The sequence below is a fragment of the Billgrantia gudaonensis genome, assembly GCF_900100195.1.
Lineage (GTDB): Bacteria > Pseudomonadota > Gammaproteobacteria > Pseudomonadales > Halomonadaceae > Halomonas > Halomonas gudaonensis.
In genome coordinates, this window is the sequence record NZ_FNES01000009.1 from 46,343 (window position 1) to 64,981 (window position 18,639).

General features: G+C 65.1%; 23 protein-coding genes. 7 read left to right on the top strand and 16 right to left on the bottom strand.

The features are described from left to right. Positions 1–35: 35 nt before the first annotated feature. From BLP96_RS11730 to zapE, 6 genes are all read right to left on the bottom strand, one after another. Positions 36–803 carry a cytochrome c1 gene (locus BLP96_RS11730; RefSeq protein ID WP_089686377.1) on the bottom strand — a complete coding sequence of 256 codons (768 nt, stop codon included), beginning with the start codon at positions 801–803 and terminating at the stop codon, positions 36–38. Further along, positions 803–2,062 carry a cytochrome b gene (locus BLP96_RS11735; protein WP_089686379.1) on the bottom strand — a complete coding sequence of 420 codons (1,260 nt, stop codon included), beginning with the start codon at positions 2,060–2,062 and terminating at the stop codon, positions 803–805. Before BLP96_RS11735 ends, BLP96_RS11730 begins: the two co-directional genes overlap by 1 nt. Continuing rightward, on the bottom strand, positions 2,062–2,655 hold the full coding sequence (gene petA, locus BLP96_RS11740) for a ubiquinol-cytochrome c reductase iron-sulfur subunit (protein WP_089686381.1): 594 nt from the start codon (positions 2,653–2,655) through the stop codon (positions 2,062–2,064). Before petA ends, BLP96_RS11735 begins: the two co-directional genes overlap by 1 nt. 214 nt (positions 2,656–2,869) lie before the next feature. Then, a complete protein-coding gene (gene rpsI, locus BLP96_RS11745) occupies positions 2,870–3,259 on the bottom strand; it encodes a 30S ribosomal protein S9 (RefSeq protein ID WP_089686383.1) in 390 nt (129 codons plus the stop codon). 13 nt (positions 3,260–3,272) lie between these two features. Beyond that, positions 3,273–3,701, bottom strand: coding sequence for a 50S ribosomal protein L13 (rplM, locus tag BLP96_RS11750; protein ID WP_089686385.1), 429 nt, complete (start codon positions 3,699–3,701; stop codon positions 3,273–3,275). Positions 3,702–3,957: 256 nt separating this feature from the next. Further along, positions 3,958–5,127, bottom strand: a complete 1,170-nt coding sequence (gene zapE / locus BLP96_RS11755; RefSeq protein ID WP_089686387.1) for a cell division protein ZapE — start codon at positions 5,125–5,127, stop codon at positions 3,958–3,960. Positions 5,128–5,306: 179 nt separating this feature from the next. On the opposite strand from zapE, the gene BLP96_RS11760 reads away from it, so the two are divergent. After that, entirely contained in the window at positions 5,307–5,750 is a 444-nt protein-coding gene (locus tag BLP96_RS11760; protein WP_176761513.1) for a Z-ring associated ZapG family protein, read from the top strand. A 75-nt stretch (positions 5,751–5,825) separates the two neighbouring features. Here the strand turns inward: BLP96_RS11760 and BLP96_RS11765 are convergent, their stop codons facing one another. After that, positions 5,826–6,587: a Nif3-like dinuclear metal center hexameric protein gene (locus tag BLP96_RS11765; RefSeq protein WP_089686390.1), complete on the bottom strand. Its 762-nt coding sequence runs from the start codon at positions 6,585–6,587 to the stop codon at positions 5,826–5,828. A 116-nt stretch (positions 6,588–6,703) separates the two neighbouring features. Between BLP96_RS11765 and BLP96_RS11770 the strand changes: the two genes are divergently transcribed. Then, positions 6,704–7,924 (top strand): S1C family serine protease, encoded by a 1,221-nt coding sequence (locus BLP96_RS11770; protein WP_089686393.1) that lies wholly within the window; start codon positions 6,704–6,706, stop codon positions 7,922–7,924. A gap of 59 nt (positions 7,925–7,983) precedes the next feature. On the opposite strand, the gene hisD is transcribed toward BLP96_RS11770, so the two are convergent. The 9 genes from hisD to BLP96_RS11815 all read right to left on the bottom strand — a co-directional run bounded on the left by hisD (position 7,984) and on the right by BLP96_RS11815 (position 14,866). Continuing rightward, positions 7,984–9,306, bottom strand: coding sequence for a histidinol dehydrogenase (hisD, locus tag BLP96_RS11775; protein ID WP_089686395.1), 1,323 nt, complete (start codon positions 9,304–9,306; stop codon positions 7,984–7,986). A 46-nt stretch (positions 9,307–9,352) separates the two neighbouring features. Then, positions 9,353–10,030 carry an ATP phosphoribosyltransferase gene (hisG, locus tag BLP96_RS11780; protein WP_089686396.1) on the bottom strand — a complete coding sequence of 226 codons (678 nt, stop codon included), beginning with the start codon at positions 10,028–10,030 and terminating at the stop codon, positions 9,353–9,355. Between the two features lie 33 nt (positions 10,031–10,063). After that, a complete protein-coding gene (gene murA, locus BLP96_RS11785) occupies positions 10,064–11,326 on the bottom strand; it encodes a UDP-N-acetylglucosamine 1-carboxyvinyltransferase (protein ID WP_089686398.1) in 1,263 nt (420 codons plus the stop codon). Between the two features lie 13 nt (positions 11,327–11,339). Further along, positions 11,340–11,609: a BolA family protein gene (locus tag BLP96_RS11790; RefSeq protein ID WP_089686400.1), complete on the bottom strand. Its 270-nt coding sequence runs from the start codon at positions 11,607–11,609 to the stop codon at positions 11,340–11,342. Positions 11,610–11,743: 134 nt separating this feature from the next. After that, the gene (locus BLP96_RS11795; protein WP_089686402.1) at positions 11,744–12,079 is read right to left on the bottom strand and encodes an STAS domain-containing protein; all 336 of its coding nucleotides are present in this window, start codon (positions 12,077–12,079) and stop codon (positions 11,744–11,746) included. Next, entirely contained in the window at positions 12,076–12,735 is a 660-nt protein-coding gene (locus BLP96_RS11800; RefSeq protein ID WP_089686404.1) for an MlaC/ttg2D family ABC transporter substrate-binding protein, read from the bottom strand. The genes BLP96_RS11795 and BLP96_RS11800 overlap by 4 nt, the downstream gene beginning before the upstream one ends. A 37-nt stretch (positions 12,736–12,772) precedes the next feature. Beyond that, positions 12,773–13,237: an outer membrane lipid asymmetry maintenance protein MlaD gene (gene mlaD / locus BLP96_RS11805; RefSeq protein ID WP_089686405.1), complete on the bottom strand. Its 465-nt coding sequence runs from the start codon at positions 13,235–13,237 to the stop codon at positions 12,773–12,775. A 37-nt stretch (positions 13,238–13,274) separates the two neighbouring features. Beyond that, positions 13,275–14,057 carry a lipid asymmetry maintenance ABC transporter permease subunit MlaE gene (mlaE, locus tag BLP96_RS11810; protein WP_089686406.1) on the bottom strand — a complete coding sequence of 261 codons (783 nt, stop codon included), beginning with the start codon at positions 14,055–14,057 and terminating at the stop codon, positions 13,275–13,277. Beyond that, complete coding sequence (locus BLP96_RS11815) at positions 14,054–14,866, bottom strand: ABC transporter ATP-binding protein (protein WP_089686588.1); 813 nt, start codon at positions 14,864–14,866, stop codon at positions 14,054–14,056. Before BLP96_RS11815 ends, mlaE begins: the two co-directional genes overlap by 4 nt. A 125-nt stretch (positions 14,867–14,991) precedes the next feature. On the opposite strand from BLP96_RS11815, the gene BLP96_RS11820 reads away from it, so the two are divergent. From BLP96_RS11820 to lptA, 5 genes are read left to right on the top strand one after another with little or no spacing between them, the layout of a single operon-like run. Next, the gene (locus tag BLP96_RS11820) at positions 14,992–15,939 is read left to right on the top strand and encodes a calcium/sodium antiporter (protein WP_089686408.1); all 948 of its coding nucleotides are present in this window, start codon (positions 14,992–14,994) and stop codon (positions 15,937–15,939) included. A 32-nt stretch (positions 15,940–15,971) separates the two neighbouring features. Beyond that, on the top strand, positions 15,972–16,973 hold the full coding sequence (locus tag BLP96_RS11825; protein WP_089686410.1) for a KpsF/GutQ family sugar-phosphate isomerase: 1,002 nt from the start codon (positions 15,972–15,974) through the stop codon (positions 16,971–16,973). Between the two features lie 17 nt (positions 16,974–16,990). Further along, positions 16,991–17,533 carry a KdsC family phosphatase gene (locus BLP96_RS11830; protein ID WP_089686412.1) on the top strand — a complete coding sequence of 181 codons (543 nt, stop codon included), beginning with the start codon at positions 16,991–16,993 and terminating at the stop codon, positions 17,531–17,533. A 3-nt stretch (positions 17,534–17,536) separates the two neighbouring features. After that, on the top strand, positions 17,537–18,139 hold the full coding sequence (gene lptC / locus BLP96_RS11835) for an LPS export ABC transporter periplasmic protein LptC (RefSeq protein WP_089686414.1): 603 nt from the start codon (positions 17,537–17,539) through the stop codon (positions 18,137–18,139). Beyond that, the gene (gene lptA / locus BLP96_RS11840) at positions 18,136–18,639 is read left to right on the top strand and encodes a lipopolysaccharide transport periplasmic protein LptA (RefSeq protein WP_089686416.1); all 504 of its coding nucleotides are present in this window, start codon (positions 18,136–18,138) and stop codon (positions 18,637–18,639) included. Before lptC ends, lptA begins: the two co-directional genes overlap by 4 nt.

Below are 18,639 nucleotides of genomic sequence, written 5' to 3' on the forward strand. Positions count from 1 at the left end.
TGCCATACGCCCCCTGCATCGGCACTGACGGGAGATCAGTGCACGTCGCGCCAGTATTCGCGTTTCAGCAGATACGCCAGCACGCCGAAGATGAAGATGAAGATCAGCACCTTCGGCCCCAGAGTCTGGGCCTGCAGCTTCGACGGCTCGCCGACGTAGGCCAGGAAGTTGGTCAGATCGTAGACCGCCTCCTCGAACTCGTCGGGCTCCATGGTACCCGGCTCGGTCACCTGCAGAGTATGGCAGGACTGGTACTTACCGGTCAGCGGATCAGGCTCTTCGCCCTCGACCGGCTTGTCGGTCTCGGCACAGACCTCCTCCTGAACGCCCTGCAGCGGCTCGAGCACGTTCGGCATCGACACCATCTCGAACACCTGATTGTTGACCCCGTTGGGACGCTCGGGATCGCGGTAGAAGGTGAGCAGGTAGGAGTAGATCCAGTCGGTACCGCGCACACGCGATTCCAGAGTCAGATCCGGGGCTGCGGCGCCGAACCAGTTCTCCGCGTCTTCCTTGACCATGGCATTGTGCATCAGATCGTTGTACGCCAGATCCGAAGCGAAGATCAGGTTTTCCTCGACCAGATCCTGAGGCATGCCCAGATCCTCGGCGGCCCGAGCGAAGCGCTGATGCTCCAGGGAGTGGCAGCCCATGCAGTAGTTGGTGTAGAGCTGCATGCCCCGCTGCAGAGACGCCTTGTCGTCGAGGTCCGGCGTCATCGAATAGGGCACGTCTGCCGCGCCGGCCCCCAACGCCGAGAGAGGCACCAGCGCGAAGAGCAGTGCAAACAGTTGCTTTTTCATTAGCCAGTCACCCTCTCCGGAACGGGTTTGGTCTTCTCCAGCCGAGTGTACAGCGGCATCAGCAGGAAGAAGGCGAAATACAGTGCCGTGCACAGCTGGGAGACGACGGTACGCAGCGGCGTCGGCGGCAGCGCGCCAAGGATCCCCAGGATCACGAAGCTGACGGCGAAGGTGGCCAGCATCGTCTTGGACATCCACCCCTTGTAGCGCATGGAGCGCACCGGGCTGCGGTCCAGCCAGGGCAGCACGAAGAGCACGGCGATGGCGGCTCCCATGAACATGACGCCCAGGAACTTGGCATCCAGGCCGAACAGGTTGAAGGTGATCGCGCGCAGGATGGCGTAGAAGGGCGTGAAGTACCACACCGGAGCGATATGGTCGGGCGTTACCAGCGGGTTGGCCGGTTGGAAGTTGGGCGGCTCGAGGAAGTAGCCCCCCCCCTCCGGGAAGTAGAAGACCACTGCCATGAAGACGAACAGGAACACCGCCACCCCGAAGATGTCCTTCACCGTGTAGTACGGATGGAAGGGGATCCCGTCGAGCGGCTTGCCAGACTCATCCTTCTTGGCCTTGATGTCGATGCCATCGGGATTGTTGGAACCGACCTCGTGCAGGGCGATGATGTGCAGCACCACCAGCGCGAGGATCACGATGGGCAGCGCCACCACGTGCAGGGCGAAGAAACGGTTCAGGGTGATCCCGGAAATCAGGAAGTCACCGCGAATCCACTGTGCCAGATCCGGGCCGATGGCCGGGATCGCCGAGAACAGCGAAATGATGACCTGGGCACCCCAGTAGGACATCTGGCCCCAGGGCAGCAGATAGCCCATGAAGGCCTCGGCCATGAGCGCCAGATAGATGGCCATGCCGAAGATCCAGACCAGTTCGCGCGGCGCCTTGTAGGAGCCGTAGAGCAGGCCACGGAACATGTGCAGATAGACGACGACGAAAAACGCCGAGGCACCGGTGGAATGCAGGTAGCGAAGCAACCAGCCCCATTCGACGTCGCGCATGATGTACTCGACCGAACGGAAGGCCCCCTCGGCAGAGGGGTTGTAGCTCATGGTCAGCCAGATACCGGTGAGGATCTGATTGACGAGCACCAGCATCGCCAGCGAACCGAAGAAATACCAGAAGTTGAAGTTCTTCGGGGCATAGTATTTCGACAGATGGTCCTGCCACATCTGCGTGGCGGGGAAGCGGTCGTCGACCCAGCGCATGAAGCCGCTTTCCGCCTTGACTTTGTTCGGATTACCCATCAGGCAGTCTCCTCGTCTTCGCCAACGATGATCACATCGTCGCTTTCGAAGCGATACGGCGGGATCTCCAGGTTCAGCGGCGCCGGCACGTTACGGAAAACGCGCCCCGACAGGTCGAAGAAGGAGCCATGGCAGGGACAGAAGTAGCCGCCCGGCCACGCCTCCATGTCGACGTCATCGGGCTCGGGACGGAACAGCGGCGAACAGCCGAGGTGCGTGCAGATACCGATCAGCACCGAGATTTCGGGGCGAATCGAGCGCAGCGGCCCGGTCGCGTAGTCGGGCTGCTGCGGCTCGCTGGACTCCGGGTCGGCCAACCGTGACGTATCGAGGTTCTCCGTACGCTCGATCATGTCGGGTGTACGCTTGACGATCCAGACCGGCCGCCCGCGCCACTCGACGATCATGCGCTGCCCTTCATCGAGTTTGGAGACGTCCGCCTGAACGGGTGCACCCGCTGCCCTTGCCCTGGCACTCGGCTGCCAGGAAGCCACAAAGGGAACCGCCACTCCTACGGCGCCCACCGCACCCACCACGGTAGTCGCACCCAAGAGGAGACGGCGCCGCCCTTTGTTCACGCCGTTATCTGCCATGTTATGGTTTCTCCCATCAGCTTACCCGGTGATCCATCACGGGAATGACTTCCCGCGACCACGGATATCAAATCCGCCACATAGTAAGGAATCGTGCCGTCATGCACAAGGCGAACGAGGCCTGACGAAGGTGGCATTCATCTTGCAACCCATTGTCTGAAAAAGAAAAAGCCCAGGCAACCGCCTGGGCTTTTTTGTCGCAGCAATGGCTGTATCAGCGCTTGGAGAACTGCGGACGACGACGCGCCTTGCGCAGACCCACCTTCTTGCGCTCGACCTCGCGGGCATCGCGAGTGACGTAGCCCGCCGCGCGCAGCGGCTTGCGGAATTCCTCGTTGTACTCCATCAACGCCCGGGTGATGCCGTGGCGGATGGCGCCGGCCTGGGCGCTACCGCCGCCGCCCTGGACGGTGACGTAGACGTCGAACTGGCCGAGGGTCTCGGTCAGTTCCAGCGGTTGGCGAACGACCATGCGGCCGGTCACGCGACCGAAGTACTGATCCAACTCACGGCTATTGACGGTGATCTTGCCGGTGCCCGGCTTGAGAAAGACGCGGGCGGTGGAAGTCTTGCGGCGCCCGGTACCGTAATACTGCTGTGTCATGGCGATGACCCCCTCAGATGTTCAGTTCTTGCGGCTGCTGGGCGGCATGCGGGTGCTCGGCACCGGCGTAGACCTTCAGCTTGGAATACATGGCGCGACCCAGGGGGCCCTTCGGCAGCATGCCCTTGACGGCAGACTCGATGACGCGCTCCGGCGCATGAGCGATCATCTGCTCGAAACTCATGGAGCGCAAGCCACCCGGGTAGCCGGTGTGGCGGTAGTAGTTCTTGGCCCGGGCCTTGTTGCCGGTCACCTGAACCTTTTCGGCATTGACCACGACGATGTAGTCGCCGGTATCCACATGGGGGGTGAACTCGGGCTTGTGCTTGCCACGCAGGCGCCGAGCGATCTCGGTAGCCAGTCGGCCGAGCGTCTTGTCCGTGGCATCGACGACGTACCAGTCGCGCTGCACGGACTGCGGTTTGGCAGTGAACGTCTTCATGGATGAAATCACCACATTGGATGTGTTGGATCCTGCCGCCGGCGCGCCGGCATGGGATCGTCCCTATTTTTCTTGGTTGTCCGCCCGAAAGCGAAACAACGGTCGAGCGAGCGCGCATTCTACACGAGCGGCCACCGCCAAGGCAATGCTGGAAGGCAGCACGGTGCCACTAACCTTGACGTCAAGGTGTTTTCTTCCAGCTCGAACCCGCGCAGCGGGCGCTCTTCCAGCTTATAGCTCCCGAACGGAGTCCGGGTCAGGGCTTGTGCGGCAAGGCCAGGTATTCCCGCGACTGCATCTCGCGAAGGCGCGACAGGGTCCGCTCGAATTCGAAGGCGAGACGCCCCTCGGCATACAGCTGCTCCACGGGCACCTCTGCCGACATCAGCAGTTTCACGCCGCGATCGTAGAACTCGTCGACCAGATTGATGAAGCGTCGAGCACGATCGTCGCAGGCACCGTTCATGCGCGGTACGTTCGAAACCAGCACGCTATGGTACTCGCGCGCCAGCTCGATGTAATCGTTCTGGCTGCGCGGCCCGTCGCACAGTTCACGGAACTCGAACCACACCACGTCATCGTGCAGGCGACGCGAGCGCAGCACACGGTGGTTGATCTCGATGGCGACGTCGGGCTCCCCCTCATGGCCGGCGATCTCGCGGAAGCTGCGCGCCAGCTCCGTCTCGGCTGCCGCGTCGAGTGGCGCATGGAATATCTCGGCACGTTCGAGCGCACGTAACCGATAGTCGATGCCCGAATCGACGTTGACCACCTCGCAGTGTCGTTTCAGCAGGTCGATGGCGGGCAGGAAACGCGCCCGCTGAAGGCCGTCCCTGTAGAGCTCGTCGGGCTCGATGTTGGACGTCGCCACCAGCACCACCCCCCGCTCGAACAGGGCCTCGAGCAGGTTGGCCAGGATCATGGCATCGGTGATGTCCTTGACGAAGAACTCATCGAAGCAGATCACCCGGGCTTCCGCGGCGAACTTGCCGGCGACGAGGGTCAGCGGATTCCTCTCCCCCTTGTAGTGGCCCAGATCGTTGTGGACGCGTTGCATGAAACGATGAAAGTGGGTACGCATCTTGTCCGGAAAGGGCAGCGTCTCGTAGAAGGCGTCGACCAGGTAGGTCTTGCCACGGCCCACTCCCCCCCAGAAATACAGGCCTCGAACCGGCGGCAGAACCGGCGCCTCCTCAGCCCCGTCTCCACGGCCGAACAGCCCTGCCACCTTCGCCTTGAGCCCCTTGCCCCTCGGCGCATGGCGGGGCTCCGGGGGCGGGTTGGCAACGAGTTCGTCGTAGAGCCGCTGCAAATGCACGACGGCGCGCTCCTGAGCCGGGTCGTACTGAAAATCTTCCCGTTCGAGGTCGGCTCGGTAGCGCTGCAGCGGTGTCGCAACGCGTTGAGCGGTCTCGGTATCGCGCATGACGGTTCCTGGTTCGACGTGATCGTTCGGCATGTGTACAAGGCATGCCATTATACGCATCCTTGCCGCCCGACGCAGGGAGACCTGTGTCGCGTTGACCCCGAGACCACCAGCACCTCTATAATGGGCACGCACGTCGGCCCACCACCCAATCACGCGCACCGAACGGGGAGATGCAAGTGGAATACGGCAACATCAACTGGATCCTGGCCTTCGCCTGTCTGGTGGCAGGCAGCGGCTTGGGCGCGATGGGATATCACCTGGCCGGCAGTGGTGCCAGCCGTCGGCAGCGGCTTCGACGGCAACTGGCCGAACGTGAGAGGGAACTGACCCAACTGCGCGAACGGCTCGGCGAGCATTTCACCGAAGTCACCTCGCTGGTCAACCGCCTGCAGCGAGAATCACAGGCCCTGGAACAACGCCTGGCGGAGGATGCCGCTGCCCTCGGCGAGCCCATTCCCAGTTCCGGTCAGGGACTGAACGTGGCGGAAGACGATGCCGCGACACCTCCCGTCCCCACTCCCCGCGACTATGCCGACGGCAGCGGCGGTACTCTCTCCGAAGACTTCGGCCTCAAGCCCAACGCCGAGAACGCTACCGAGCCGCAGCCCCCGCGCTACTGACCGGGAGCTCGCGACCAGAAGGGGGCCGCATCGCTGCAGGAGACCGCTCGTGCAAGCGCTGCGTCCCGTCGTCGACTAGGCAGGGTTATCGATGTCGACGAACCGATGTTCGACACCGAATTCGCTCGCGAGCCACTCACCCAGCGCCCTGACACCGTCGCGTTCAGTGGCGTGGTGACCGGCCGCCAGGTAGTGAATGCCCAGCTCACGGGCCAGGTGGGTCGTGCGTTCGGAGATCTCCCCCGAAAGAAAGGCATCCGCCCCCGCCTCCCAGGCCCGAGCGATCATGTCCTGAGCGCCCCCCGTGCACCAGGCGAGTCGCTGGATATCGCGACGCTCCGGCGCTTCGATCAGCAAGGGAGAGCGAGACAGGGCACTGCCGACCCGATCGGCCAGCTGCCGCGGGCTGCAGGGCTCCGGTAGGCTACCCAGCCACACCAGCCCCTCGCCCAGTTCGCCATCGGCACAGCCCTCGACCACGACGCCGAGACGCCGGGCCAGCTGCGCGTTGTTGCCGAGCTCGGCATGGGCGTCGAGCGGCAGATGGTAGGCCAGCAGATTGATGTCGTTGATCAGCAGCGTTCGCAGCCGACGCCGCTTCATGCCGGTGACGGCTACCGGCTCGTTCTTCCAGAAGTAGCCGTGATGGACGAGCAACAGATCCGCACGCCAAGCCACTGCCTCATCGAGCAATGCCTGGCAGGCGGTCACGCCGGTCATCACCCGGGCAACGTCCTCCCGGCCGGCCACCTGTAGACCATTGAGCGTATAGTCCTTGAAATGCGACGCGTCGAGCAGCGTATCGCAGGCAGCGACCAGTTGGTCTCGGGCAATCATGCGGGCCTCCGGACAGCGAATGGGTGGCAGTGATACACTATTGCACGCCATTTCGATTGTCACGACGGCACGGAACTCCTTCGACCCTCCTACCGATCAGATCAGGATAGCGCCGCATGCGTCGAGCCCTCTCTGCTTATGTCTGGCCCGTCATCATCGGGGTCTTGTTGGCCATCGTGTTGCTGAACGCATTTCCGCAACTGCTCGAGCGCTCGTCGCCGCCTCGCGTGACGCCCTCGCCCATCGAGACGCCCGCCGACGCCCCCGAAAGCGAACCGGCGCCCCGCCCGACCCCGGAGGTGCGTCAGGCCGCTCCGCTCAGCCGGGAGCAGGGCCCTGCCAGCTACGCCGCCGCCGTGGAAAGCGCCGCGCCCGCAGTGGTCAACATCTACTCTTCACGAGTGGTCGAACGCGAAGAGCACCCCTTGATGTCGGACCCGTTCTTCCGCCAGTTCTTCGGCGACGAACTGCCCAGCCGACAGCGCCTGCTCTCCAGTCTCGGCTCCGGCGTCATCGTCAGCGAAGACGGTTATGTCCTCACCAACCACCACGTGATCGACGGCGCCGACGAAATACAGGTAGCGCTGCGTGACGGCCGCGAGACCCTGGCGGAGGTGATCGGCACCGACCCGGAAAGCGATCTTGCCGTGCTGCGCATCGACGTCGACGATCTGCCGGTGATCTCGCTGGCCAACAGCGAAGACATCGCCGTCGGCGACGTGGCGTTGGCGATCGGCAACCCGTTCGGCGTCGGCCAGACCGTCACCATGGGCATCATCAGCGCCACCGGTCGCAGCCACCTGGGCCTCAACGCCTACGAGGACTTCATCCAGACCGACGCCGCCATCAACCCGGGCAACTCCGGGGGTGCGCTGGTCAACGCCGAAGGGGCCCTGGTAGGAATCAATACGGCGATCTTCTCGCGTTCGGGAGGATCCCAGGGGGTCGGCTTCGCCATTCCCACTCGGCTTGCCAGCAGCATCCTCGACGACCTCGTGACACAGGGCCGGGTCATTCGCGGCTGGCTCGGCATCGAGGCCCAGGAGATGACGCCGGAACTCGCTGCATCCTTCGGCCTCAATGCGCCACAGGGCGTGGTGATCGCCGGCGTGGTCCCCGACGGCCCTGCCGCGCGTGCCAACCTGCGCCCCGGCGACGTCCTGCTGGAAGTGGATGGGCGCCCCATTCTCGACGCACGCGTGGTCATGAGCGATATCGCCGCCATCGAACCCGGTGCCGAGCTACCGTTGACCGTCGTGCGCGGCGGCGAAACCCTCTCCGTGACGCTGGAAGTCGGTGAGCGTCCGACCCCTCGGCGACGCCAGCCCGAGCGCTGATCCCGCCATCCAGTCGCTCCACTCTGCCCGTTCGGCAGGGGTGCTGGAAATCGCGGCAGCTATTTCCGGATGCGGTACTCGGCCGAGCGGGCATGAGCGGTCAACGCCTCGCCACGAGCCAGCACCGACGCCGTCTCCCCCAGGGTGGAGGCACCCGCTGCCGAACAGTGGATGATCGACGAGCGTTTCTGGAAGTCATAGACCCCAAGCGGCGACGAAAACCGTGCCGTGCCGGACGTAGGCAGCACGTGGTTAGGGCCGGCACAGTAATCTCCAAGCGCCTCGGCGGTGTAGCGCCCCATGAAGATGGCGCCGGCATGACGCACCTCGGGCAGCCACGCCTCGGGATCGGCCACGGAGAGCTCCAGATGCTCGGGAGCGATCCGATTGATCAGCGCCACTGCCTCCCGACGATCGCGACAGTGGATCAACGCCCCGCGCCGCGCCAACGACTCGCGCACGATCTCGGCCCGCTCCAATGTCGGCAACAACCGCTCGATGGCCTCTTCGACGGCATCCAGGTGCGCCGCATCCCAGCTCACCAGGATCGCCTGGGCATCCTCGTCATGCTCGGCCTGCGAGAACAGATCCATGGCCAGCCAGTCGACCTCGGTCTCGCCATCGGAGACCACCAGGATTTCCGAGGGGCCGGCGATCATGTCGATGCCGACCTGGCCGAACACCGCACGCTTGGCGGTCGCCACGTAGATATTGCCCGGCCCCACGATCTTGTCGACCCGCGGCACCGTCTCGGTGCCATAGGCGAGCGCCGCCACCGCCTGAGCGCCTCCCAGGGCAAAGACCCGATCCACTCCGGCGAGGTGAGCAGCCGCCAGCACCAGCTCGCTGATCACGCCATCCGGCATGGGCACCACCATGACGATCTCGCGGACCCCAGCCACGTGGGCGGGAATGGCATTCATCAGCACCGATGAGGGATAGGCCGCCTTGCCTCCCGGCACGTAGATGCCGGCGCGGTCGAGCGGGACGACCTGTTGGCCGAGCACGGTGCCGTCGGATTCGGTGTAGTGCCAGGATTCGGGTTTCTGGCGCTGATGGTAACTACGAATCCGCTCGGCAGCCTGCGCGAGCGCCTCACGCTGATCCTCGGGCAAGGCGGCAAACGCCTCTGCCAGCCGCTCGGCGGGAATCGTCAGCTCCGCCAGACTCGATACCGCCACTCGGTCGAAACGGTTGGTGGCCTCGACCAGGGCCGCATCGCCCCGCGTTCGCACGTCGTTCAGGATCGACTCGACGCGCTGCTGAACCCCGCTGCTGGAAACGCCCTCCCAGGCCAGCAACGCACCGAGCCGAACCTCGAATTCGTCGTCGGCCGTGGCGAGCCGGTTGATGCCGCAGAATGCGTCGTGGGATTCGCTCATGATGCTGTCCAGTCTCGTTTGCAGGAATGGTCGTAAAAGCACCCGATCATGCAGAGCCCCGCTCCGCTCGAGCCGGCGCCTCGGACGCACGGCGCTGCTGCACGGCCGCCTCCAGACGAGCGAGCAGCGGCTTGATGCGCGCGTGCTTCATGGTCATGGAGGCCTGGTTGACCACCAGCCGAGTGCTGATCGAAGCGATCAGCTCACGCGGCGACATTCCATTGGCACGCAGGGTATTGCCGGTATCGACGATGTCGACGATCTCGTCGGCGAGGTTCATCAGCGGTGCCAGTTCCATGGCCCCATAGAGCTTGATCACCTCCGCCTGGATGCCCTGCTCGGCATAATAGCGGCGCGCCACGTTGACGAACTTGGTCGCCACGCGTCGCCGAGCCCGAGCGGGCCGGCTGCCGTCGATGCCCGCCGTCATCAGCTTGCAGCGGGCGATCTCCAGATCGAGGGGTTCGTAGAGCCCTTCGGCACCGTGCTCCAGCAGCACGTCCTTGCCCGCCACGCCCAAATCGGCGGCGCCCAGTTGCACGTAGGTCGGCACGTCGGTGGCCCGAATCACCACCAGCTTGACGTCGGGGAGGTTGGTATCGAAGAGCAGTTTGCGGCTCTTGCCGAGATCCTCTCCGGGCACGATGCCGGCATCGGCCAGCAAGGGCAGGGTTTCGTCGAGAATGCGTCCCTTGGAGAGGGCCAGAATCAGTTGCTTGCTCATGGTTTCGCCTTGCCGGGATAGCGATGGTGGAACTCAGCCGGGCACGCGCCGTATGCGGGCCCCCAGCAGTTGCAGCTTCTCTTCGATGCATTCGTAGCCCCGGTCGATATGGTAGATGCGATCCACCTGCGTCTCGCCATCGGCCTTCATCGCCGCCACCACCAGCGATGCCGAGGCTCGCAGATCGGTGGCCATGACCGGCGCCCCAGACAACCGCTCGACTCCTTCGATCACGGCGGTATTGCCTTCCAGGGCGATCTTCGCCCCCATGCGATTGAGCTCCTGGACGTGCATGAAGCGATTCTCGAAGATCGTCTCGACCACCCGTGCCGTACCCTCGGCCACGGCATTGAGCGCCACGAACTGGGCCTGCATGTCGGTCGGAAAGGCGGGATAGGGCGCGGTACGCACGTTGACCGCCCGGGGACGCCGCCCGTGCATGTCCAGCGCGATCCACCCGTCGCCGCTGGTCACCTCGGCACCGGCCTCCTCGAGCTTGGCGAGGACCGCCTCGAGGATATCCGCACGGGTATTGCGCACCCGTACGCGCCCCCGCGATAGCGCCGCCGCCACGAGAAACGTGCCGGTCTCGATGCGATCGGGCATGACGTCGTGCTCGGCACCGTGCAGACGCTCGACGCCCTCGACGACGATGGTGTCGGTGCCATGGCCACGTATCCTGGCGCCCATCTTGATCAGGCATTCGGCTAGATCGGCCACCTCGGGCTCGCGGGCGGCGTTCTCCAGCACGGTGGTACCATCGGCCAGCGTCGCTGCCATCATCAGGTTCTCGGTCCCGGTCACCGTGACGGTATCGAAGAAGATCGTCGCCCCTTTCAGCCGTCCCTCGACGCGAGCGCGAATGTAGCCACCCTCGACGCGGATCTCGGCCCCCATCGCTTCGAGCCCGCGAATGTGCAGGTCCACAGGCCGCGAGCCGATGGCGCAGCCTCCCGGCAGCGACACGTCCGCATGACCGAAATGCGCCAGCAGCGGCCCGAGCACGAGGATCGAGGCGCGCATCTTCTTGACCAGCTCGTAGGGGGCGTGGCACTGGCGCACCTGGGAGCCGTCGAGCTGAATGGACATCTTCTCGCCCATCACCGGCTCGACGCCCATGCGGCCAAGCAGCTCAAGCGTCGTGGTAATGTCCTGCAGGTGAGGCAGGTTGCCCACCGTCACGGGCTCGTCGGCGAGCAGCGTGGCGCACAGGATGGGGAGAGCCGCATTCTTGGCGCCGCTGGCCCAGACTTCGCCCTCGACGGCACCGTTGCCGGTAATGATCAACTTGTCCATGGCGACTCGGCCGTCAGGCATCCTGGTTGCGGGAATCGGGGTTCTCGGGCGCACCCTGCCACTGCTCTGGGGTATAGGTCTTGATGCTCACGGCATGTACGTCCCCGGAGGCGATCTCGTCGGCCAGTGCCGAATAGATCAGCTGCTGGCGTTTGACCGGCGAGAGCCCGTCGAAGACCTCGCCGACGGCGATGACCTGGAAATTGCAGCCTTCGCCCTGGATGTGGAAGTCACAACCTTCGATGCGAGTTTCGAGTAGCACCTTGACGTCACTGGGTTGCATGGAAGCCGGAACTCCTGTGGTTGGGCCCGTCATCGACGAGGCCACGGCCGCCGCCAGTGAGCGACGTGCCGCGATCGGGGAAAGGCTACATGGTAATGAAAAGCGACGCACTTGGCGATGCCGGAGCCAACCGCTCAGCGGGGGGCGTCATCCACCGGCAACAGGGTGGCCAGCCCCGCTACGCGAGTCAGGCTCGCCAGCGCTGACGAGAGCCGCACGCGCTGGATGGTGATGCCCGCCGCCCGGGCACGGCGAGTCCATTCGAGGAGCACGCTCAGCGCCGCACTGCTGACCCGTTCGACGCCGGAAAGATCGAGGGTCACGCAAGCATCGGCCGGCTGCTTCGCTAGCCAGGCACTGCCCGCCCGGGCGAGCGCAGCGGCGACGCCGAAGTCCACGTCGCCACTCACCCACAGCCCCTCGGCATCGGCCTCCAGGCAAACGCCATCCTGCTGCAGGAGACGGTTCACGCTTCGCCACCTTCCTCGAGATCGCCGACGTCCAGCTCCGGCGCCCAGGCGTCGATCACGGCATCGTAGTCACGGCCGTTGTCACGCATGGCCTGGTCGAACTGGTTGCGGAAGGTGAGCCCCAGGTTGATGCCATTGACGATGACGTTGACCACTTTCCACTGGCCGTCCGAAAGACGCAGCGTATAACTCACCGGATAGACCGTACCGTCGGTGGCGACCACCTCCATGGCCACGCTGGCCTGGTCCTCGTGACGCCGGGGCTGCTGGGTATCGAGCACGCGCAATTCGTCGTAATCGAAGGTCACCAACCCCTTGGCATAGGTGTCGATCAACGTTTGGCGAAAGGTATCGACGAAACGCGAACGCTGCTGAGGCGTGGCATTGCGGAAATAGCGCCCCATCACACTGGCCCCGATGTAGCGGAAGTCGGCGATGTCGTCGAGGCTGTCGTCGACCAGCGCTTCCAGCTCATCCATGTTGTCCGAAAAATAGTCGCGACGGCCATCGATCTGGTTCACCAATTCATCGATGCTGCCGCGAATCACTTGCTCGGGGCTGCGTTCGGGGTCGGCCTGGGCAGGCAGTGCCAGCAGTACGACGAGCACCGGCCAGAGCCGGCGAAACAAGGCGGAAATGGCAGGCTTCAGGCTCATGACAGACATCCTCGGCACAAGAGAAAAGTGAGCCACGCTAGTTGGTGGCCATGTTGGACACGAACTGCTGGATGAGTTCTTCGAGCACCACCGCCGACTGGGTGTCGCGGATGGCATCCCCATCGGAGAGGGTTTCCGGATCGCCGCCCACGGAGAGACCGATGTATTGCTCACCCAGCAGCCCCGCCGTGAGAATCGCGGCCGTGGTGTCTCGCGACAGCTGGCCTTCGAGCTCGCCATCGAGCTCCAGGACGACCCGAGCATCGTACCACTCGGTATCCAGGTCGATGTCGGTGACCCTGCCTACCGTCACACCGGCCATGGTCACCCGGGCCCGTGGCTTGAGACTGCCGACATTGGCGAAATTGGCTTCCAGGCGAAAGGTCTCGCCAGGGGCGCTGAAGGTCAGGCCGCTGACGCGCACGCCAAGGAACACCAGGCCCAGGATGCCAGCCAGCATGAAAATGCCGACCCCCAGCTCCATCGTCTTGCTGCGCTTCATCCCGTTTCTCCGAACATCAATGCCTTGTCTCCAGGTATCAGGAAAGACCGCCGAACATCACGGCGGTGAGCACGAAATCGAGCCCGAGCACCACCAGTGAGGAATAGACCACGGTACGCGTCGTGGCCCGCGATATGCCCTCGGAAGTGGGGATCAGGTCGTAACCCTGGAATACGGCGATCCATGTCACCACCAGCGCAAAGACCAGGCTCTTGACCATGCCGTTACCGATATCGCTCCAGAAGTCGACGCTGGCCTGCATGTTGCCCCAGAACGAGCCATCGAAGACGCCCAGCCATTCGACACCCACCAGGTAACCCCCGCCGATGCCCACCACGCTGAACCCCACGGTGAGTAGCGGCAAGGCCACGAACCCCGCCCACAGGCGAGGCGCCACGACCCGACGCAGCGGGTCGACGCCGATCATCTCCATGCTGGTGAGCTGCTCGGTGGCCTTCATCAGCCCGATCTCCGCGGTCAGCGCCGAGCCGGCCCGGCCGGCAAAGAGTAGCGCCGCTACCACCGGCGACAATTCACGCAACAGCGACAGTGCCACCATCTGCCCCAACGCCTGCTCGGCGCCGAAATCGACCAGGATGGTATAACCCTGCAATGCCAGCACCATGCCGATGAACAGGCCCGACACCATCACGATGGCCAGCGACAACACGCCGACGAAGTGCATCTGACGCAACCACAGGCGCCACCCTTCCGGAGAGGGCACGCCGAAGGATGCCTGGATCAGGAAGATACCGGCGCGTCCCAGTGTCTCCAGGCCCTCGCAGCCGCGGCGACCGAACCGCTGCAGGAGCACCATCATCGCTGCGCTCCCGTGGCCAGGATATCGGTGACAAAATCGACCGCCGGATAATGGAACGGCACCGGCCCGTCGGGCTCGCCATGCACGAACTGGCTGACTCGCGGGTCATCGTCGACATCCAGCGAAGCGGGCGTGCCGTGTGCCATGACTTCGCCATCGGCGATCACGTAAACGTAGTCGGCGATCGAGAGCGTCTCCTTGATGTCATGCGAAACCACGATGGCGGTGAGCCCCAGCGCCTCGTTGAGGCGCTTGATCAGCTGTACCAGCACCCCCATCGAGATCGGGTCCTGACCGACGAAGGGCTCATCGTAAAGGACCAGCTCCGGATCCAGAGCAATCGCCCGAGCCAGCGCCACCCGCCGCGCCATGCCGCCGGAAAGCTCCGCAGGCATCATGGCGCGGGCGCCGCGCAGGCCCACGGCCTCGAGCTTCATCAGCGCCACGTCACGGATCATGGCGTCGGGCAGGTCGGTATGCACGCGCAGCGGGAAGGCCACGTTCTCGTAGACATCGAGATCCGAGAACAGCGCACCGCTCTGAAACAGCATGCCCATGCGCCGTCGCAACACGAAGAGTGCCTTGCGCGACAGCGCATGAACGTCATGCCCATCGATCAGCACCTGTCCGGCGTCCGGCACCAGTTGGCCGCCGATCAGCTTGAGCAGCGTCGTCTTGCCGGTACCGCTCGGGCCCATCACGGCAGTGATCTTGCCACGCGGGATCTGCATGTCGACACCGCGAAAGATCGGCATGTCGCCGCGCGAGAAGTGCAGATCCTTGACCACGACCAGCGGGGAGTCACTCATCGGCAGATTCCCGGGAAAATTATCGAACATCGTATCCTAACTCACCTCGACGACGCCAGTGCGGTCTTGCACCCCAAGGTCACAGCACGTTTAATGGGCGCCTTTCTCGGCCACCATCCAATGCCATGCTCGTGCCCCTGATTCTGGTTCTTGCCGGCCTCGTCGGCCTTCTGTGGAGCGCCGATCGCTTCGTCGGCGCGGCGGCCGCCACGGCCTGTCGTGCCGGTGTCAGCACCCTGCTGGTGGGCATGACCGTAGTCTCCATCGGCACCTCGGCTCCCGAGATCGCCGTTTCCGTCATGGCCGCCGCCGACGGGGCGCCCGATCTCGCCGTGGGCAACGCCCTGGGTTCGAACATCGCCAACATCGGCCTGGTGCTGGGCATCACGGCCCTGGTGGTGCCGGTTCCCGTGCCCTTCTCGATGGTGCGTCGCGAACTTCCGCTGCTGCTGGGCGCCACCGGTCTCGCCGGCTACGCGCTGGCCAACGGCCATCTCGACCGCCTCGATGGCGCCTTGCTGGTACTTCTGCTGATCTTCAGCCTTTGGTGGCTGATCCGTGCCGACACGCCGGACAGCCACCCCAACGAGTCCATTCCCGGCATGCCGCTGGGGCAGGCCGTGTCGTGGCTGGTGATCTCCCTGGTCATCATGCTGGCGAGTTCACGGGCTCTGGTGTGGGGTGCCAGCGAACTGGCCCGCGGGCTGGGCATCAGCGAGCTGGTGATCGGGCTGACCGTGGTCGCCATCGGCACCAGCCTGCCCGAGCTGGCGGCCTGCATCGTCAGCGCCCTGAAGCGGCAGCATGGGCTGGTCATCGGCAACGTCATCGGCTCCAACCTGTTCAACATGCTGGCCGTAGTGCCGATCCCCGCGCTGCTGGCTCCTGGAGCCAGCGATCCGGCCGCCGGAGGTCGCGACTACCCGGTGATGCTGGCCCTGACGCTCGGCCTCGGCGCACTGCTGTTATGGCAACGCCGTGGCCGCGTCGGCCGGCTTGCCGGTGCGGTCCTGTTGGCGAGCTATCTGATCTATCTGGCCTGGCTCGGCATGTCCGGCACCACGGCCACTTGAGTGAAACCCTGCAACGGGCAACAATCGCCACCATGACCACGGACACTTCGAACGCTCCCGATGCCGAAGCCTCGCCGCTGCGCGACAGCGCTCGGCGAACCCTGGACGTGGAGCAACAGGCCATCGCCGCTCTCGCCCAGCGCCTCGATCATCACTTCGACCGCGCCTGCGAACTGGTGCTCGCCTGCCAGGGACGCGTGGTGGTGACCGGCATGGGAAAATCGGGCCACATTGCCGGCAAGATCGCCGCCACCCTGGCCAGTACGGGCACGCCGGCCTTCTTCGTCCACCCCGGCGAAGCGAGCCACGGCGACCTGGGCATGATCACCCCGGGAGACGTGGTACTGGCACTGTCCAATTCCGGCGAAACGGGCGAAGTCACGGCCCTGCTGCCGCTACTCAAGCGACTGGGCACGCCGTTGATCAGCATGACCGGTCGCCCCGGCTCGACGCTGGCCCGCCACGCCGACGCCCATCTCGACTCGGGCGTCACCCGCGAAGCCTGCCCCCTCGACCTCGCCCCCACCGCTTCCACCACCGCCGCCCTGGCGCTCGGCGATGCGCTGGCCGTGGCTCTGCTGGAGGCGCGCGGCTTCACGGCGGAAGACTTCGCCCGTTCGCATCCCGGCGGCAGCCTGGGCAAGCGGCTGCTGTTGAGAGTGCGCGACCTGATGCATGAGGGCAGCCGTCTGCCCCGGGTTCCGCTGGGCAGCCCGCTGCGCGACGCCCTGCTCGAAATCACCCGACAGGGCCTGGGCTTCACCTGCGTGGTAGACGCCGACGGCTGCCTCGCCGGGGTCTACACCGATGGCGACCTGCGCCGCACCCTTGACCACCATGGCGACCTCAGCGCACTCCGGGTCGACGACGTCATGACTCGCCCAGGCAAGCGCATCGCTCCCGACGTGCTGGCCGCCGAGGCGGTACGCATGATGGAGGACAACCGCATCACGGCATTGGCCGTGGTCGACGAAACGGGCCACCCCATCGGCGCCCTGCACATGCACGACCTGCTGGCCAGCGGCGTGATATGACCCTTGGAGGAGAACGCATGCCCCCGGCTCCGCACCTGATGGACCGCCTTCGCCAGATACGCCTTCTGGGTCTGGACGTGGATGGCGTACTCACCGACGGACGCCTCTACTTTCAAGCCGACGGAATCGAGATCAAGGCCTTCCACACCCATGACGGCCATGGCATCAAGCTGCTGCAGCAGGCCGGCATCGTGGTCGCACTGATCACCGGACGCGATTCGCCGATGGTGAGTCAGCGCGCCGCCGCCCTGGGCATCCAGCACGTGCATCAGGGCGTGGACGACAAACTCGACGTACTCGGCGAGCTTTGCCAACGGCTCGATATCGGCCTTGAACAAGTCGCCTATTGCGGCGACGACATGCCCGACTTGGCCCCCATCCAGCGCGTCGGCGTGGGTATCAGCGTCCCCGGCGCCCCGTCCTACGTGCGCCGGCACGCCGACTGGGTCACCGCAACGCCCGGCGGTCACGGCGCGGTGCGCGAGATCTGCGACACCCTCCTCCAGGCGCAGGGGCACTGGAATTCCGTGCTCGCCACCTACCTGCACGGCGAACGCTGAACGATGCGCTGGCGCCCCACCTTCCGCTTCGGGCTGCTGCTGGTGCTGCTCGCGCTGGGCGGCCTGCTGGTCTGGCTCGATCCCCGCGAGCCCGCGCCGCCGGGTCCAGTGCCCGGCGATAGCGCCGGCGAACCCGATTACTATCTGGAAGAGGCCCGCCTGACCCGCTTCGACGCCACGGGCAACGCCCATCAACGCCTGGTCACGCCCCGCCTGTCGCACACCCCGCATGACGACGTCACGCGCCTGGAAACGCCCCGCATCGAGCTCATCGACGACAGCGACCGCCGCTGGCTCGCCAGCGGCGATGCCGGCCGCCTCGGTGCGAACGGCAACCCGCTGACCCTGTCGGGTGATGCACGCCTCATCGCTCCCGCCGAGCGCTGGCAGCTGGATACCGAGGTTCTACACTACGACGCCGACCTCGGTCACGCCTGGAGCGACACGGCCGCCATTCTCCGGCAACCGCCACAACGCATGCGCGGCGAACGCTTCGATGCCTGGATCCATGACAACCGCGCCCGTCTGACGGACAATGTGCGCGGCCACCATCCCCCCGAGCCCCGCAGCAACTCACCCGCCGACCGCGAGGAGCCGAAGCCATGATGCGTACCGCCTGCCTGCCCTTGTTCGCCCTGGCCCTGGCCAGCTCCCCCGTTCTGGCTCTGGAGGGCGACGCCGAAGCCCCCGTCGAGGTGACCGCCGACCAGCTCGACCTGGACGACCAAGCCGGCACCGCCATCTATACCGGCGACGTGGACATCCGCCAGGGCAGCCTCCACCTTACCGGCGAACGCGTCGAAATCCAGCGCAACGACGCCGGCGAGCTGTCACGAGCCATCGCCACCGGCGAACGCGCCTACATCGAACAGCAGCCCTCCCCGGAGGAGCCGGTGGTACGCGGCTGGGGCCGCACCATTCGCTACCACGTCAGCGAACGCAGGGTCGAGTTGATCGATCGTGCCGAACTCCATCAGGGGGGCGACACCTTCGACGGCGGCTATCTGGAGTACTTCCTCGATCGTCGCGAGGTCCAGGCCCGATCGGAGGCAGAAGGCATCGACGAGCGCCAGCGCGTGCGCATGACTCTGAAGCCGGAACAGTGA